Raw genomic sequence first — 17,810 nt, forward strand, 5'->3', positions numbered from 1 at the left:
GCAGATCCACCGAGTCATTACCGGGTATAGGTAGATTCACGGTGTTCCAATCCAAGTGCCGGTGGGGGCGCGACGCCAACACTCGCCCTGGTCGTACGCCGTGATGCTGTTTCAATCCACGCGCCCGTGAGGGCGCGACAAAATCCGTTCCACCGATGCGATCAGGGCGTTGTAGTTTCAATCCACGCGCCCGTGAGGGCGCGACCCGCCGATGCTGGCCGGGGTCGCAAGGGTGATTTGTTTCAATCCACGCGCCCGTGAGGGCGCGACGCCAGGCGCAGGCCGAGGTGGAACGCCTTGGTTTGGTTTCAATCCACGCGCCCGTGAGGGCGCGACCGGGTCGTTCCCAACATGGGCGCCGGCGCAGCAATGTTTCAATCCACGCGCCCGTGAGGGCGCGACTACGCATACGCCTCACCTGCCTCACCCGCGCCGTGTTTCAATCCACGCGCCCGTGAGGGCGCGACGCGGTCCTGCGCCCTGAGTTCGGCGTTGTGATCCCGTTTCAATCCACGCGCCCGTGAGGGCGCGACAATACCGCTGACTGCGCCGGCACTGGCGATACTGAGTTTCAATCCACGCGCCCGTGAGGGCGCGACAGGAGTTCTACAAACTGCGGGATTCGGTTAACGAGTTTCAATCCACGCGCCCGTGAGGGCGCGACCCACGGGCTCCAGTCACTCGGCGCGCAGGCAGTGTTTCAATCCACGCGCCCGTGAGGGCGCGACTTGCACAAGCTGGGAGTCAAAAGCGCATGACTATCGTTTCAATCCACGCGCCCGTGAGGGCGCGACATTCATGGCGATAATCTCTTGGTGGTTTTGCTTTGTTTCAATCCACGCGCCCGTGAGGGCGCGACTTATTCCCTGATGGTATCAGTCAGGGCACTAGTCGGTTTCAATCCACGCGCCCGTGAGGGCGCGACCCGCACAGCGCGCCCATGAATCCACAGAACAACAGTTTCAATCCACGCGCCCGTGAGGGCGCGACCATGATTCGTCCCGGCTATTGGGGATGTAAGCCGGTTTCAATCCACGCGCCCGTGAGGGCGCGACAGGCCAGCGTGGTGGTCAACGACATCAAGGGCGAGTTTCAATCCACGCGCCCGTGAGGGCGCGACGGTGGCGTGCCGCAAGATCGGGCGCAAGGCCATGTTTCAATCCACGCGCCCGTGAGGGCGCGACCACGCAAGTGACTTCCACCAGGAGCGCAGTGCATGTTTCAATCCACGCGCCCGTGAGGGCGCGACCCGGACTCACCGGCAAGCTCGCCGCCCTGGACAAGTTTCAATCCACGCGCCCGTGAGGGCGCGACGGTAAGGGCGTGGGCGTGGTCGTGCCCACGCTGCTGTTTCAATCCACGCGCCCGTGAGGGCGCGACGGCGGCGGTCATGCCGCACCGCCGACACGATCCAGTTTCAATCCACGCGCCCGTGAGGGCGCGACCCGAGGAGTGGACCCCGGTGGACGCCGGGGATATGGTTTCAATCCACGCGCCCGTGAGGGCGCGACATTTCTGCACCGACGTACCGATGCGATCGAACAGGTTTCAATCCACGCGCCCGTGAGGGCGCGACGCCAGCGGGCGCCGCAAAGATGTCGAGCTGCATTGTTTCAATCCACGCGCCCGTGAGGGCGCGACCCTGCCGGCGATGGCTGCCAGGTCGAACCCCTCATCGTTTCAATCCACGCGCCCGTGAGGGCGCGACGATCGATCATTGGCAAGAGCGCGCATTGCGTGCTGTTTCAATCCACGCGCCCGTGAGGGCGCGACGTGCGCACATCTTTCCGCGGCTCAAGATCGCCACTGTTTCAATCCACGCGCCCGTGAGGGCGCGACCCGGTACTCCGGTGCGTGGCGCGTCGGTGATCTGGTTTCAATCCACGCGCCCGTGAGGGCGCGACCTTCTGCCGACAATGCTCCCTCATCATCACTACCTGTTTCAATCCACGCGCCCGTGAGGGCGCGACCAAGGGCGTGCGGACATTCGAGGGCGGACTGTTGGTTTCAATCCACGCGCCCGTGAGGGCGCGACGAGCGTTAGTGCTCGTCAATAGATTCTCATGGAGAGTTTCAATCCACGCGCCCGTGAGGGCGCGACAGAAGAGGGAGAGCCTGTCCTGCGTGAGCTTATGTTTCAATCCACGCGCCCGTGAGGGCGCGACGCTGCATATGCTTGTGCTTGAGCCGGCGGAATTCGTGTTTCAATCCACGCGCCCGTGAGGGCGCGACGATCTGCTCGCCCTCGACTACCCCGAAGCTGCGCAGTTTCAATCCACGCGCCCGTGAGGGCGCGACTGCGGCGGCTTCATCCGCCAGGGCCTGAGCATCCAGTTTCAATCCACGCGCCCGTGAGGGCGCGACCTGGCGGCCGTTCCAAGTCACGTTTTCCCACTTCAGTTTCAATCCACGCGCCCGTGAGGGCGCGACAAGATGACTTCGCGCAACTATCGCCGGATCACGGTTTCAATCCACGCGCCCGTGAGGGCGCGACCTGCCTCCATGCGCTTTGCCTCTCGCTGATACTCTTGTTTCAATCCACGCGCCCGTGAGGGCGCGACGCGCCGGGCCAAGGCCGCAAAGGCCGCTAAGCGGGTTTCAATCCACGCGCCCGTGAGGGCGCGACCGCTTGCGGCAATCACCCTCAAGGAGTTCATCATGTTTCAATCCACGCGCCCGTGAGGGCGCGACCCGTCACGGACTTTTCATAGCGGAGCGGTCTGTCGGGTTTCAATCCACGCGCCCGTGAGGGCGCGACCGCATCCTCGATCAATCAGCACCCGCTTGTTCTGGTTTCAATCCACGCGCCCGTGAGGGCGCGACCGAGGCACTGGCCATGATCGCGTGGCGCGATGCAGTGTTTCAATCCACGCGCCCGTGAGGGCGCGACGTGATGCGGCCGCACCTTGCCTCCAGCCATTCACGCGTTTCAATCCACGCGCCCGTGAGGGCGCGACCTAGCTGTCTTAGCAAATAGCCTAATCTTCTGCTTGTTTCAATCCACGCGCCCGTGAGGGCGCGACTTTCTTGGGAGTCCTGAATTCGCGTATCACTCTAGGTTTCAATCCACGCGCCCGTGAGGGCGCGACGACAAGGGGTTGGTCGTGGTGCTACGGATAGCCAAGTTTCAATCCACGCGCCCGTGAGGGCGCGACGTCCGGGGCCACCAACAGCAAGCAGATGTACCACGTTTCAATCCACGCGCCCGTGAGGGCGCGACCGAACATCCGCGTTGGTACCACCATCCTTAGCAAGTTTCAATCCACGCGCCCGTGAGGGCGCGACCTGCAACGGATCACACAGGTGTGCCGCTACCCCACGTTTCAATCCACGCGCCCGTGAGGGCGCGACCATAGACGCTCCGGAAATCGAGGTCGCGGGCGATGTTTCAATCCACGCGCCCGTGAGGGCGCGACTGCCCTAGCATAAAGGGTTTGCCAGAACTACAAAAAAACTGGGCTTTCCGCGAACCTCTTGACGAGCGGACACGAGGAAGCCGAATTTCTCTCAGTATTTTTGCAAAAATATAAATTTATTCTTATGGATCAATTGCTTAGGGGGAGCGCGAGTCTGCTGGGTATTTGCAGGACGCTTGGGGTTCGCATCAGAAGATCAGTGGCCCCTTCAGGTCCAGACTGGGCTTTGCCCCGATATGTTCGACGCGCGCTTCCCATTTGGCGCCAAGGTGATAGAAGCGCAGGCTATCTACCGTAGGATCTATCAGGTCGCACAGACGTTGCCGCAATTGCGTCCACTGCGCTGGCTCCACTTCGATTTCGAAGACAGAGAACTGCACCCGTTGGCCAAGGTCGCGGCAGGCCTTGGCGACCTTGCGTAACCGTTTTTCACCGCCGAAGGAGCTGGTGCTGACATCGTAACTGACTAAAACCATCATGATGCAATTCCCCTTCACTTCCACAAGAATGCGGGATAACCATCCAGATCTCCACGCAGACACCTTGCCATGAGCTGTGCCTGTACGAAGGGGAGTAGGCCGATATCGACCTTTTCGCCGAGGAAGGTGTGTTGGAGCTGCTCGCGTTTGCGCTCTTGGTAGGCGACCAGTACAGTTTTGCGCGCGTCGTCCTTGAGGAGAACAGCGCCGTTGTCGAAGACCTGGAAGTCGCGCTCGTTCAACTGGCGGCGATTAATCAGAGATAGTGCCAGGCGCTCGCCAAGCAGTGGCCTGAATTCCTCTGTCAAATCCAGTGCCAGGCTTGGCCGTCCGGGTCGGTCGCGATGAAGGAAGCCAACCGCAGGATCCAGACCAACGGTCTCCAGAGCTGAACGACAATCGTGGGTAAGTAATGTATAGAGAAACGACAGTAGCGCGTTGAAGGCATCGCGCGGTGGGCGGCGATTGCGGCCACCGAAGCGTAGTAGCGGCGCTTCAGCGCGCACGAGCTGACCGAATACGCCGAAGTACGACTGTGCGGCCTCACCCTCGAGACCACGCAGCACGTCCACGCTGGTCTCGATGAGCAGGCGGTGTGGAATGCGCTTGAGTCGCTTGAGTGCATGTTGGAAGGCGGAAATGTCGGTGAGACGGTCGCCATGGTCGCGCCAGCCGCGCGCGAGCACGGCGCGTTGGTTGTGAATCTTTCCTGCCAGCAGGTGGCGCACGATATCGGCGCACCGCAGAGGATCGTCGCTGCGCCGGTACTGCTCGCGGCGCAGCAGGACATTGCCGGAAACCGGGCCTTCGACACGGGCAAGAAAACGTCCCTGCGGGGTCAGGTAGCAGATGCTGATGCCTTGCTCCGCACAGAAGCCAAGCAACTGGGGCGACACTGCCACGCGTCCAATGCAGACGATGCTCTCCAGCATATGAACCGGCAACCGGGTACGTTCCTGCCGATCCACTTCGAGAACGACATTGGCACCGTCCTTGCGTAGCCAGGCACCGTCGGTGGTGACATAGAGTGTGTTGAGTTGGCGGCGCATGGTCAGTCCGGTTCGGCATCGAGTTGCTGGCGCAGCCAGCTGTGGACGCTGCCACGCCCAAGCAGCCGCGGTTGGCACAGGTCGATCAGTGAGCAAGCGTCACAGCGTCTGCTGTCGTAGCGGGCGCCGGGAGTCACACCGCGTGACAGAAGCGCACGGGTGTCGGTGATGGTGCGGTGAGTCAGCTCGCGCAACGCTGTATCAAAGAGGACATCCTTGCGGCGGCGCGTCTGCCCATAGAAAAGCGCGCCGGCAGCCACCGGGCGCCCGAGCATGGTTTCAAGGCATAACCCCTGGGCACATAGCTGCACCTCATCGGCTCGGTGTGCTTTCGGTCTGCCCCGCTTGTACTCCACAGGTAGCGCGAACTCCCCGGCGGGGTCACGATGGAATTCGACCACATCGGCTTTGCCGGTGATACCCAGTTCCAGTGCCAGCAGCGGCATCGCGGTGACCGTGCGGACTCCCCGCCTGCGCTCGGCGTGGGGCGTGTCAGCGCGCTCATGCAGCAGGCGGCCTTCCGCGGTTTGTCTGTTCTCTGCCCATTGGCGTTCCACATGGATCAGCGCGCACTGGCGCGGGCAGTACAGGTAGTGCTGCAGGGCAGAGAGCGGGATCAGGTCGTCGTCGTCCATGGTTCCCGCTCTCCTGGTGGTCAGAACAGTTCGGTCAAGGTGACGCCGGAAGGAAGCGCGCGATCGATCAGTACCTTGTAATCGGAAAAACTGCGTGCCGGTCCCTGATCCGCCTGCTCAGTGCGCTCGACCTTGACCTTATCGAATAGCAGGTGTGCCGGCGCATTACCCATGGGGTGTTCGTGTTCGAAAACGATCAATTTGCGCGCGGCCATCTCACCGCGAGCGGCAGAGCGGTCGTGCTCGAACAGGTTGGTCAGCGCGCGCCACAGTAGTTGCAGGTCGTCCTCCGAGAAACCAGTGCGCTCAGCCAGTTTGGCCGAAACAAAACCATGCGCGCGATACAGGCCATAGGGAAGAATATGCTTGCGGCCCATGGTGCGTTCCTTCTCGAGATCCTTCTCGTTGGTGACGGCCACGCGGGTAATCGAGACTTCCAGTGGCAGTACCGGCTCTACCGAACTGGCAAACGCCAATTGCACCGGGCCGCGCACTTGGCCGGTGTTCACCTCGGTGGTCATCACCGCGCCGAAGGTGCGCACATCGAAGAAGTTCTGGCACATCCAGGCGGTCAGTTCGCGGGCCTTGTCGCCGTCCTTGGGCAACTTCTTGGCTTCATGTTCGATGCCGAGCGCGGTGTAGGCCTGCTTGTGCTGGTTGTTCAGCACCGACTTTTCCTGCATGTAGATCGTATAGCCGGGTGCGTTTTCCTTCTCCAGCGCCACATAGTTGCGGATCTTGCGCTTGAGCGCCACGTCGGTGACCAGGCCGCGGTTGGTCTCCGGGTCAAGGCGCGGCAGGTTGCCGGCGTCGGGGTCGCCATTGGGATTGCCGTTGGTCACGTCGAACAGGTAGACGAATTCGTAGCGGTGAGTGATGGCGATCATGCGGGTTCTCCTTCGGAAGCGGTGTCGGGGGCGTCCTGGCCGTTGCTGCGGGCAAAGCGTGCCTGGGTCTGGTGGTAATAGCCGATGGCGAAGCGGCCTTGCTCATGAATCGGTAGGCTGCGCGGAAAGCTGGCTGGAAGCGCATCGATGATCTGGCCGATCTCTTTTTCCAGGTTCACTGCCAGGCCGGCCTTGTCCTTGCGCAATTTGCCGACATGGTTCTGCGCGCTGCGCAACAGCACCGGAAAGATGCTGGCCGGGGTTGCCGAGGCCGCGCCGTAATAGCGGTCGCGGATGGTGGCGTTGACCTGCGCGCCCAGTGCGGCGCGTTGCAGGTTTTCCAATGACGAGAACAACCGGCCCAGCAGGTAGCCAGGATCGGTATTGGCGATATCGAGACTCACGGGGGGTTCTCCCTTGGTGGATGACGGTCCTTGTTGCGACGCCAGACGCGCCTCGCGCGCCAGGACGGCTTTGCACAACGCCACGCGCAGCGGATTGACCTGCCCGTCGGCGCGGAAGCGCATGACGATGGCGCCGAGCAGGCTGCGCGGGTAACGCGTACCGGCGAGGATGGCGCGGGTGAGTTCGCCTGCCAGCAGCGGCGAGACGTCCTCGGCCTTGGGCTTGCCGTGCTCGCCGTAGACCGGAGCGGTCTGCAGGGCGAGGAATGACGGTGTGGGCGGGCGCTTCCACGCCGGTGGCTGCAGGGCGAGGTCGCGGTAGTGGTCGGCCAGGCGCTGAGCGAAGTTGGCCAGCGTCTGGGTTTCCCAGAAACGGATCGACAGGCGCGAGGCATTGGGTGCCAGGCCCAGCACGAAGATGCGGGCGTCGTCGTCCAGCGTGGTATCGAGCTCACGCAGTGGCCGCAGCTGTCGCACCTGCTCCAACGCCAACTGCAGGCGCTGGGTGGCCTGGCCGTCGGCGACCCCCGCGCCATCGGTATCCCCGCCCCGCAGGAAATCGGCGATCAGGTCTTCTGCTCCTTCGGCCTGTGCGCTTGTCCGGGCCTGCGCCCAGAACACCACCGTGCTGTCGCCGATCTGCAGCCGCTGCCGGTTGCGTGGGTCGCGCCGCAGTAGGTGGTTGAGTGCGGTGGTGTAGGCGAAGGTGGCGTGTTCGGACACCGGGGCGTTCTCGCCCTGGCTTTTGCCGTAGGAGGTGAAGGCATCAAGGTTGAACGAGACGATCGATGCCCCGGCACTCTGTGCGCCGTTCACGCCCTTGATCGCCGGATGCAGCCGCGCCAGCGGTGCGCGTTCGCCACTGACCAGGCAGATGCCGGACGCGCCGCCAGCAGCTTGCCCTTGCAGTCGCTCCCAGGCCGCGCGCGCGGCGGAGCGCTGGTGCAGATAGCCGGCATCGCCATGCAGGCGAAACACCATGTTGGCATCTAGCAGTGCCTCGCCGTGCCGCGCGAAGTGCGGGTGCTCGGCCAGTCGAGCAGGTGACCAGCTGTCGAGGAAGGCCAGCAGTGCGCGCAGGCCGGGATCGTCGCTGCCGCCCAGCGCTTGCCGGTGCAATTCCTTGAACGCGGCATGCTCCTGCTCGCAGCGCTTGCTGCTGGCACTGACGCCGAGCGTGTAGCTGGTCTTGTCCCAAAGGAAGAACGATTTGGTTCCTGTCCCGGGTCGTTTGGACGAGGCCGTCACCGAAAGCGACTTGGGAGTCCGCTTCTTGCCTTCGTAGTCGTGTTCGTCGTCCACCGCCACGACCTCGCCGCTGGTGGTCAGCACGATGGTGTAGCCGATCTTCTCCTGGCTGTAGCCGGGCGCGGCGATGCCCGATGCCGGATCGTCCAGCAGCCGCTGGTAGTAGTCGGCGAGCGCGGACAGGATCATGTGCGTACTCCTGCATCTTCCGCTGCCGGCACTTCGACCCGGCCATCGACCATGCGCGCGCGGAAAAAGCGGGGGGTCATGCCGTCGGCGAAGTCGATGTCGTGCAGCATCCAGCCCAGGTCGCGCTCGCCGGCCAGCGTAGGGTCAACGGCCGGCACCGCAGTATCGTCTTCGATCAGCGCGAAGCTGGCCGGGAATTCACGGGCGCCCAGGCACGGCGCCTGGAAGCACTGCCCGCGTCGTGCACGGCGATTGAAGATATCCAGGTGCTTGCCGACGTTGTCGTCGGTGCCGGCCTTTTCGGTCAGCACGAAATGCGCGGCGATCACGTAACCTACTTCGCGCAGCAGGGTGGCTGCACGTTGTTGCCGGTCTTCCTCGACGTAGCTGATCAACGCGTCGGTGCGACCGGCCTTGAGCGCCTTGCTCACGCTGGCTGCAGAGAGCTTGCCCCCCACCTCGTTGCGGCGAATCGACTCGAAGCGGATCGGCCTGAGGACCTGGATGCTGTCCACCACCCAGCGGATTGCCGGTTTCCAGTGGATCGCTTCCAGAATTCCGCGCGCCGCCGACGGGGTGATGATGTCGTAGGAGACCCGTTCCACCTTCATTTCCGGGCGCGTAAACAACGCCCGTTCGCCCCAGACGTGGAGCCTGACTCCGTAACTCATCCTTGGTTCCCTCCTCTGGCGTTGCGTTCTTTGAGTTTGCGTGGTCGGTATCTCAAATGTTGAGACTTGTGTGCAGACATCTTCTCAGTTGACCAGGGCTTCGGCCGCAATGAACTGCGGGTTGTCCCAATGCAGACCGAACTGCGGGTCGTACAGCCGTGGGTTGACCAGCCGTACGAATTGTTCGCCATAGCGTTCCGGCGCGACCGGGGCGATGGCATGGGAATGCCACAGTGCCTTGTAAGCCTGCTCGGGCACCTGTACCAGCCACGGTTGCAGGCGGCGGGCGGCGCCGGCCGCGCCCGCGTGTTCTGCGTGTTCGAGCTGGCGCAGGGTCTCTGCCACCTCCGGCACTTCCTTGTCGCTGCCTGCGGCGTAGGGCACGATCAGGGGCCGCATCGTGGTCTGGATCATCTTGAATGTCCGGGCCAGGGTGTCCAGCGGCAGGCTGTCGATCCAGGACCCGCGCAGCAGGCCGAGCAGGTCTTCGCGATCGAGCTTGGCATCGCTCAGGCGTCGGTACAGTTCGGCAAAATAGGCCGCGATCGCATCCATGGCCAACAGGTCGTCGTGGTGGGTGCGCTGCACATCACCAAACACCTCGGCGAACAGTTCAAGCTCCTTTGGCGCTGCCCAGTCCGGGTTGGCCGGCGCGAACACCAGCACCGCGCTGGTCTCTGCTGGACGCCGGCCTTCGCGGTTGCAGCGGCCGGCGGCCTGGGCGATGGAGTCCAGGCCGGCCTCGGCGCGTAGCACGGCAGGGAAATCCACGTCCACCCCAGCTTCAATCAAACTTGTTGCGATCAGCCGGCATGGCCTGCCTGCCTTCAAGTCCTGGCGCACGTCGGCCAGCACCGCGCTGCGGTGACGCGCGTGCATCAAGGTGGTCAAATGCCGCGCACCCGGTTGGTCGGCGAGCGTCTCGAACAGGTGGCGGGCATGGCGGCGGTTATTGACGATGCACAGCACCTGTTCGCGCTGGCGCAGCTGCTCGGCCAGCGCATCGTCATCGAGTGTGCCGACATGGCACACCCGGACGCGCCGCAACCGTGCATACAGCGCCGCTGGATCGTCCACCAGTTCCTGTACCTGTTCCAGGCCGCCCGTGAAGCCTTGGTCCAGGCGGAGTGCTGGCTGCGTGGCGGTGCACAGCACAGGACTGACGCGGTAGTTGCGCGCCAGTTCGTCCAGCAGCGCCACGCACGGGCGCAGCAGTGCATGCGGTAGGGTCTGCGCTTCGTCCAGCACCACGACACTGCCGGCGATGTTGTGCAGCTTGCGGCAGCGCGAGGGACGGTCGGCGAACAGGCTTTCGAAGAACTGCACTGCGGTGGTGACGATGATCGGTGCGTCCCAGTTCTCCATCGCCAGCTTGCGCTTGTCGATGGCTTGCGGTGCCTTGGAGGGGTCGTCGAAGAAGGCGCTATGGTGTTCCAGCACCACATCGTCGCGCTCCTGCACGTCCAGCGCCTGCCGGAAGACCTGCACCGTCTGTTCGACGATGCTGGTGAACGGAATCACATAGATCACCCGGCGTAAGCCGTGCGCGATGGCATGATCCAGCGCGAATGCCAACGAGGCCAAGGTCTTGCCACCGCCAGTGGGCACGGTGAGCGAGAACAGGCCCTGGCGCATGCCAGCCTTGGCGCGGATGTCTCGCAGGATCTGCGCGCGCAAGGGATTGATGCCACCCTCGGCAGGCAAGGTGGCCAGGTGTGCATCCAGGGACTCCCGCAGCTGCGTCAGCGATGGACGCGTGCCGGCTTGCTCGGCACGCGATGGAAGGCCCTCCACGCGCCGGTAGAAGTCGTCGGTGTCGGTGAAATCGGCATCGACAAGGCAGGAGAAGAGCATCCGGGCCAGGACGGTGAGCTGGAATGGCCGGCGCTCCTGGCGGGGATGTCCACTGAAACCATCCGGCAATGTTGCTTTGTCCGGCAGTGCCAGGTCCCGTTCCCAGTCAGGCAGCAAGGGGGGCAGTTCGCGTTCTCGGTAATCCTCGGACAGGCGTTCGGACAGTGCTGGACGCGATTGCGCTGCGTAGCCGGGTTTGCCGTCTGGCAACCCGGCGTGATGGCCGGCGATTGCGTAGGCAATCAGGGTGCCGGCAGTGCCATAGCGCTCATGGGCGACCCGTGCGCCCCAGGTCGCATGATCGACACGGGCGGGGTCGCCATCCAGGCGGCGCTGAAACTTAAGTGTGTACTTGCCAAGGTCGTGTAACTGGCCCGCCAGGCTGGCCAGGAGCTGGCCGCCGAAGGGTGCAGCAGCGTCGGCGGCACGTTCGCCGACGGTGAGCAGGTGATCGGGCAGCCGTTGCCAGTCGCTGCGATCCTGCCGCTGGGTCGAATGCGCAAAAAATTCCATGGTTCCCTCCATGTGCATTGCAGATGAGAATACGCTGGCGGACTTTGTCTTGGAAGCGAAATGCATGTTGCCGGTAGGTGCAGATCCATCGCGTCATTGCCGTGGTCGAGCAAGGTATTGCTCGACCACGCGGCTATGCCTGCTATGTCATTCTTCAGTATGCTGCGATTTACCCAGAACGAGACGCAGCACGCCATGATGCGTGCTGCCTAGCCTGCCGGAAACTGCTTGTCCAGCAACGCGATGAAGTTGCGTTTGATGCGATAGCGTTCTCTCAGCCGGCCGAGTTCCGTGTCGAATGCGGCTTGACCCCGCTTGCCGTGCTGATGCCGATACAGGCGCTGCAGGGTGGGGAGCAGGCTGATCGCTGCGGCATAGCCTTGGCGCTGGGTGCGCGCGATGTGCGCTTCGATCACGGTATGGCAGATCCGCAGCGCGGCGGCAGGGTCGCAGGTTTCGGCAGCCGGCAGCAGGCGCATGGAGGTGTTCAGTGGAAGCGTGCGGGTCTGGTCGGCCGCCAGGTCCACCGCGCGTTGGGCCTGGCCCTCGGCGAGCAGCAGGCGGATGCGGGTCTCGTGCGGGTCGACGTAGCGCGGAACCGATTTGGCATCGAGCGCCTGCAAGGCACGTTCGCGCCAGGTGTCCCACTGGCCCGGCACCGAGGCAACCTCGCGTAGCGCCAGGTAGGCATCCTCGGAGAGGCTGAGCAGATAGATCTTCCAGCGCAACTCCAGCGCATCTTCGGTGAAGCCATCGCGCAGATAGGCCTGGGCAAGCGCCGATAGCAGCCGGGTGTCGTCCGGGGCGATCTTGGCGCCGCGCTCCAGCCAATCCAGTGCCCGGCGTTCGCGTCCGTGCTCGGTGCAACGGCGCGCCATCTCCAGACACTCCAGGCCGGAACGGCTGTTCCTGCCGAAAAAGTCCAGCATGGCGTCCACATTGCCACCGCAGCGTGCGGTGTCTTCAAGCAGCGATGCGGCCAGCACTTGCCGGGTGCGCCCGATGCCGTCGGTCTGCAGCACCTTCAGTACCGCGTGTTCCAGCCGTGCGATGTCGGCGGCGCTCAGCAACGCGGCATAGTCCGACAACGGCCGCAGCAGGCCCCAGTCGTCGAGCATGCGCAATTCGAACAGGCGACTGCCGAGATTGTCGGCCGCTGCTGCGCGTGCGGCATCCAGATGCGCGTGTGCCACTTCGCTCAGGCGCTCGCCCAGATCACCGCGCGAATCGTCGCTTTCTTCGTAGATCGTCAACAGCCGCTTGAAGGCGTATTCGTGCAGGTCCAATGCGGCCAGGGGGTCGCGTTGTCGCGCCTGTTCCAGCAAGGAGGTCAACCCCGCAAGTTGCTGGCTGTAGGCAACGGTGTCCCGCCAATCCATGTAGCGCTTGCGGCCCAGCAGGGTGGTAATGGCCTTGCGCCAGTCCTGCAGCGGCGCGGTGGCCAGTTGCGCCTGGCTCAGCAAGCGCTTGTGCAGCTGACTGTCGTTGTTGGCCAGTTCCAGCAGCAAGGCTTGCAGGGCCTGTTGGCTCTGTGTGGACAGCCACTGCCGCAGTACCTGTTCGGGAGAAGCGGCCTCAGGGGCGGCAACGGCACCGCGCTTTCGGCGTGCAGGTGCAGGACCCTCGGCGGCCACGCGTGCCCAGGTAAGCGCCACGGCAACCTGGTGTTTGCAGAACTCCTCTTGCTGGCCAATCGGACAGTCGCACTGCCCATGCAGTGTGCCATTGCGCCAGGTCAGCTCCACGGCATAGTCCTCGCTGCCGCTCACCGTGGCGCTGACGGACTGAGCGTCAACGGTCAGCAACGTGGCGCGCCCCTGGTCGGCATAGTCAAGGCCACGGACGTAGTAGCTGGGCGTGGTGATGCGCAGCAGAAAGGCTTGATCGAGTTTGCTGGGGGAGAATCTGGAGGTCATCTGCGTAGTGTGCCGAAACCGTGCTGATGAAGACACTGCAGTCACGCAAAATCCGCGCAGATTTTGCCAGAACACTGCAGACACGCGACAATCGGGCGCCCTGCACATCGGAGACCATCCCGGTGCCGCCCCGATCCAGCCTGCAACATACCATCTCGTATTGTCGCTGGCTGGTTCCTTCCCCAAGGTCATAACCTGCGCCATGTCCAAGACACCCAAGATCCTCTACACGCTCACCGACGAAGCTCCGTTCCTGGCCACCCAGTCGCTGCTGCCCATCATCGATGCCTATACCGATACCGCTGGCATCGTGGTCGAAACGCGCGATATCTCGCTGGCAGGGCGCATCCTGGCGCTGTTTCCCGAACACCTGGGCGATGCGCAGAAGATCGCAGACGACCTGGCCGAACTGGGCGAGCTGGCCACCACGCCGGAAGCCAACATCATCAAGCTGCCCAACATCAGCGCCTCGGTGCCGCAGCTCAAGGCCGCGATCAAGGAACTGCAGGGCCAGGGTTACGCGCTGCCGGCCTATCCGGACGCGCCCAAGGACGTCGCCGAAAAGGACATCAAGGCGCGCTACGACAGGGTCAAGGGCAGTGCGGTGAACCCGGTGCTGCGCGAAGGCAATTCCGACCGCCGTGCACCGCTGTCGGTGAAGAACTACGCACGCAAGCATCCGCACCGCATGGGCAAGTGGAGCAGCGAGTCCAGGTCGCATGTGGCGCACATGGACGCTGGCGATTTCTTTGGTAGCGAGCAGTCCACCACGATGGCCGACGCCGGCACGCTGACGATCGAATTCGTCGGTGCCGATGGCAACAGCACCGTGTTGAAAGACAAGGTGGCGGTGAGGGCGGACGAGATCGTCGATGCCGCCGTGCTGAGCAAGCGCGCGCTGGCCAGCTTCATCGATGCACAGATTGCCGATGCCAAGGCGAGCGGCGTGCTGTTCTCGGTGCACCTGAAGGCCACCATGATGAAGGTCTCCGACCCGGTGCTGTTTGGCGTGGTGGTCGGTGAGTTCTACAAGGACGCGCTGAACAAGCATGCCGATGCGCTCAAGTCGGTTGGTTTCGATCCCAACAACGGCATTGGCGATCTGTACGCACGTATCGGCTCGTTGCCGGACGATCAGCAGGCGCAGATTACCGCCGATATCCAGGCCGAATACGCACAGCGCCCGGGCCTGGCAATGGTCAACTCCGACAAGGGCATCACCAACCTGCATGTGCCCAGCGACGTGATCGTCGATGCGTCGATGCCGGCGATGATCCGCGACTCCGGCCAGATGTGGAATGCGCAAGGCAAGCTGCAGGACACCAAGGCAGTGATCCCGGACCGTTGCTATGCCGGCGTGTACCAGGCGGTGATCGACGACTGCCGCGCGCACGGCGCCTTCGACCCGGCCACCATGGGCTCGGTGCCGAATGTCGGCCTGATGGCGCAGAAGGCCGAAGAATACGGCTCGCACGACAAGACCTTCCAGCTGCCTGCCGCCGGTACCGTCAAGGTCAGCGATGGCAACGGCAACACCGTGTTCGAACACGCGGTGGAAGCCGGCGATCTGTGGCGCATGTGCCAGGTCAAGGATGCGCCGATCCAGGACTGGGTCAAGCTCGCCGTCGAGCGCGCACGCCTGAGCCAGACCCCGGCCGTGTTCTGGCTGGACAAGGCCCGCGCACACGATGCGCAGGTCATCGCCAAGGTCGAAACGTATCTGAAGGACCACGACACCAACGGCCTGGACATCCGTATCCTGCCGCCGGTGGAAGCGACCACCTTTTCGCTGAAACGCATCCGCAAGGGCCAGGACACCATCTCGGTCACCGGCAACGTGCTGCGCGACTACCTCACCGACCTGTTCCCGATCATGGAGCTGGGCACCAGCGCCAAGATGCTCTCCATCGTGCCGCTGATGGCCGGTGGCGGCCTGTTCGAGACCGGCGCCGGCGGCTCGGCGCCCAAGCATGTGCAGCAGTTTGTCGAAGAGAACTGCCTGCGTTGGGATTCGCTGGGTGAATTCCTGGCGCTGGCCGCCTCGCTCGAACACCTGGGCAACCGCTACGACAACCCCTCGGCCACGGTGCTGGCCAAGGCGCTGGACGTGGCCAATGGCCAGTTTCTGGACAACAACAAGTCGCCGGCGCGCAAGGTGGGCGAACTCGACAACCGCGGCAGCCACTTCTACCTGGCGATGTACTGGGCGCAGGCCCTGGCCGCGCAGACCGAAGACATCGCCCTGCAGGCCAAGTTCGTGCCGCTGGCCAAGGCGCTGACCGAGAACGAAGCCACCATCGTGGCCGAGCTCAACGGTGCGCAGGGCAAGCCGGTGGAGATCGGTGGCTACTACCATCCGGATCTGGCCAAGGTCAGCGAGGCGATGCGCCCGAGCACCACCTTCAACGCCATCCTGGCCACGTTGAAGGCCTGATCGGTAACGCCGCCAGCCGCTGCGTCCGCACCCAGCGCTGTCCAGGGCCCGCCTGCTTCAGGGGCTGGCCCTGGCGTTTGGGCAGGCAGCTTGGTGGCACCGGGCCGGGTTGACGGCTCGGCACGGTGCGGCCGGGCGTGCGCCGGCTGCGATGCCAGGCACCACCCGCGCGCGCCGTTGCCTGGCAATGGCATGGGCAGGCGGCCACCGCACGCCTGCGCAGGGATGCTGGGTACACTGCGGGCATGCGCCAGCCATCGTTACCGCCGCAATCCGAACGCCGCGCGTTGGCAATCGCCCACGCGGTGTACGAAGCCTTCGAGGATTACCACGCCCGCTTTTCCGAAATCACCGCGCGGGCGCGGGCGCGCTTTGAAACCCGCGACTGGAGTGGTGCGCGCGACGATGCAGTCGCGCGCATCGCGCTCTACGACCAGTACATCACTGAATGCATGTTGCGCCTGCGTGCGGTGTTGCTGGGTCAGGCGCACGACCGTGCACTGTGGATGCGCGCACGCAACCACTACGCTGCACTGCTGGACGGGTTGATCGACCAGGAGCTGTACAAGACCTTCTACAACACCCTGACCCGGCGCTACTTCGGCACCCACGGCGTGGATGCCGATATCGAATTCATTGCGCTGGATATCGAACCCACCGATGCCATCACCGTGCCGGTGGCGCGCCACACCTATGCGGTCTCGCCGGGTCGGCTGACCGACATGCTGGTGCGGGTGCTGGGTGACTATGCCTTTGCGCCTGCGTATGCGCACCGCACGCGGTGTGCGGCGGCGATCGCGGTGCGCCTGCTCGATGATCTTGCGCATTGGGGCGAACACCCGGTGCGCAGCGTGGAGTTGCTGGAGACGGTGTTCTACCGCGAGCGTCGCGCCTACCTGGTCGGCCGCGTGTTCGGCGAGCATCGCTTTTCGCCGTGCGTGATCGCGCTGGTCAACGACGCCGCCGGCTTGCGTGCCGAAGCGGTGTTGACCAAGCGCAGCGACGTCGCCCAACTGTTCAGTAATTCGCGCAGTTATTTTCAAGCCGACCTGTCGACTGTCGGCGATGCAGTGGTGTTCCTGCGCAGCCTGTTGACCCACAAGCCGGTGGACGAGCTGTACACCATGCTGGGCCGTGCGAAGCAGGGAAAGACCGAGCGTTATCGCACGTTTTTCAGCCATTTCCAGGCGCAGCCATCCGAGCTGCTGGTGCATGCCGACGGCACTCCCGGCATGGTCATGGTGGTCTTCACCCTGCCCAGTTATCCGCTGGTGTTCAAGCTCATCCGCGACCGCTTCGCCTATCCCAAGACCATGAGCCGCGCGCAGGTGGAGGGCAAGTACGAGTTGGTGTTCCAGCTTGATCGCATCGGCCGCCTGCTCGACGCGCAGCCTTATCGCTATCTGCGCTTTCCCAGGGCGCGATTTGCCCCGGCCTTGCTGGAAGAGCTGCAGACCAGCTGCGCAATGAGCCTGAGCGAAGATGGCGACGACGTGCTGATCGCGCTGTGCTACGTGCAGCGGCGCCTTCGCCCACTCAATCTATATCTGCGCGAACAACTGCCCGAGGCCGCGCATGCGGCGGCGCTGGACTACGGCCAGGCGATCAAGGACATGGCGCGCAACAACATCTTCCCCGGCGACATGCTGTTGAAGAACTTCGGCATTACCCGGCACCAGCGCGCGGTGTTCTACGACTACGACGAGCTGTGCCTGATTACCGAGTGCACTTTCCGCAACTGGCCCACGCCCACCAACTACGAAGAACAGATGGCCGCCGAACCCTGGTTCCACGTCGGCCCGCGCGATGTCTTTCCCGAGCGCTTCGCCCTGTTCATGGGCCTGCCGGCCTCGCAGCTGGAAGCGGTCAGGCACATCCATCCAGAACTGTTCGACCCGCAATGGTGGCGAGATCTGCAAGCCCGCCTGCGTGAGGACGATTACCCGGACACCTCGCCCTATGCGGATGCACTGCGATTGGCTTGAACCTGTGCCAACCGGCGGTGCGGGGCCTAAGAGGGTGGTTACATAATTAACCAGTCAGCCGCGCCAGCAGCAATCGCGCTTGAGCCAGCCATACCCACGCCTCGGCCACCTTGGGCAGCCGATCGTGGTG

Annotated in this window: 10 protein-coding genes and 1 CRISPR repeat array; of the genes, 2 read left to right on the top strand and 8 right to left on the bottom strand. The window is 63.8% G+C overall.

The genetic code is table 11. The features are described from left to right. Positions 1–43: 43 nt before the first annotated feature. Positions 44–3,416: direct repeats of the CRISPR family, unit length 31 nt; unit sequence GTTTCAATCCACGCGCCCGTGAGGGCGCGAC. A 188-nt stretch (positions 3,417–3,604) separates the two neighbouring features. The 8 genes from cas2 to XcuCFBP2542_RS12405 form a co-directional block, all read right to left on the bottom strand. Beyond that, the gene (cas2, locus tag XcuCFBP2542_RS12370; RefSeq protein WP_104603861.1) at positions 3,605–3,895 is read right to left on the bottom strand and encodes a CRISPR-associated endonuclease Cas2; all 291 of its coding nucleotides are present in this window, start codon (positions 3,893–3,895) and stop codon (positions 3,605–3,607) included. Positions 3,896–3,909: 14 nt separating this feature from the next. After that, positions 3,910–4,944 (bottom strand): type I-C CRISPR-associated endonuclease Cas1c, encoded by a 1,035-nt coding sequence (gene cas1c, locus XcuCFBP2542_RS12375; RefSeq protein ID WP_104603862.1) that lies wholly within the window; start codon positions 4,942–4,944, stop codon positions 3,910–3,912. Positions 4,945–4,946: 2 nt separating this feature from the next. Further along, positions 4,947–5,579, bottom strand: coding sequence for a CRISPR-associated protein Cas4 (cas4, locus tag XcuCFBP2542_RS12380; RefSeq protein ID WP_104603863.1), 633 nt, complete (start codon positions 5,577–5,579; stop codon positions 4,947–4,949). A 20-nt stretch (positions 5,580–5,599) separates the two neighbouring features. Further along, complete coding sequence (cas7c, locus tag XcuCFBP2542_RS12385) at positions 5,600–6,466, bottom strand: type I-C CRISPR-associated protein Cas7/Csd2 (protein WP_104603864.1); 867 nt, start codon at positions 6,464–6,466, stop codon at positions 5,600–5,602. After that, positions 6,463–8,307 (bottom strand): type I-C CRISPR-associated protein Cas8c/Csd1, encoded by a 1,845-nt coding sequence (cas8c, locus tag XcuCFBP2542_RS12390; protein ID WP_104603865.1) that lies wholly within the window; start codon positions 8,305–8,307, stop codon positions 6,463–6,465. Before cas8c ends, cas7c begins: the two co-directional genes overlap by 4 nt. Beyond that, positions 8,304–8,978, bottom strand: a complete 675-nt coding sequence (gene cas5c / locus XcuCFBP2542_RS12395) for a type I-C CRISPR-associated protein Cas5c (RefSeq protein ID WP_104603866.1) — start codon at positions 8,976–8,978, stop codon at positions 8,304–8,306. The genes cas8c and cas5c overlap by 4 nt, the downstream gene beginning before the upstream one ends. Before the next feature lie 84 nt (positions 8,979–9,062). Beyond that, a complete protein-coding gene (locus XcuCFBP2542_RS12400; RefSeq protein WP_104603877.1) occupies positions 9,063–11,345 on the bottom strand; it encodes a CRISPR-associated endonuclease Cas3'' in 2,283 nt (760 codons plus the stop codon). Between the two features lie 209 nt (positions 11,346–11,554). Further along, the gene (locus XcuCFBP2542_RS12405; protein WP_104603867.1) at positions 11,555–13,261 is read right to left on the bottom strand and encodes an SWIM zinc finger family protein; all 1,707 of its coding nucleotides are present in this window, start codon (positions 13,259–13,261) and stop codon (positions 11,555–11,557) included. A 202-nt stretch (positions 13,262–13,463) separates the two neighbouring features. Between XcuCFBP2542_RS12405 and XcuCFBP2542_RS12410 the strand changes: the two genes are divergently transcribed. Both XcuCFBP2542_RS12410 and aceK read left to right on the top strand, forming a co-directional pair. Then, complete coding sequence (locus XcuCFBP2542_RS12410; protein ID WP_104603868.1) at positions 13,464–15,695, top strand: NADP-dependent isocitrate dehydrogenase; 2,232 nt, start codon at positions 13,464–13,466, stop codon at positions 15,693–15,695. A 245-nt stretch (positions 15,696–15,940) separates the two neighbouring features. Beyond that, a complete protein-coding gene (gene aceK, locus XcuCFBP2542_RS12415; protein ID WP_104603869.1) occupies positions 15,941–17,680 on the top strand; it encodes a bifunctional isocitrate dehydrogenase kinase/phosphatase in 1,740 nt (579 codons plus the stop codon). Positions 17,681–17,810 lie beyond the last annotated feature (130 nt).

The organism is Xanthomonas cucurbitae (assembly GCF_002939885.1).
Lineage (GTDB): Bacteria > Pseudomonadota > Gammaproteobacteria > Xanthomonadales > Xanthomonadaceae > Xanthomonas > Xanthomonas cucurbitae.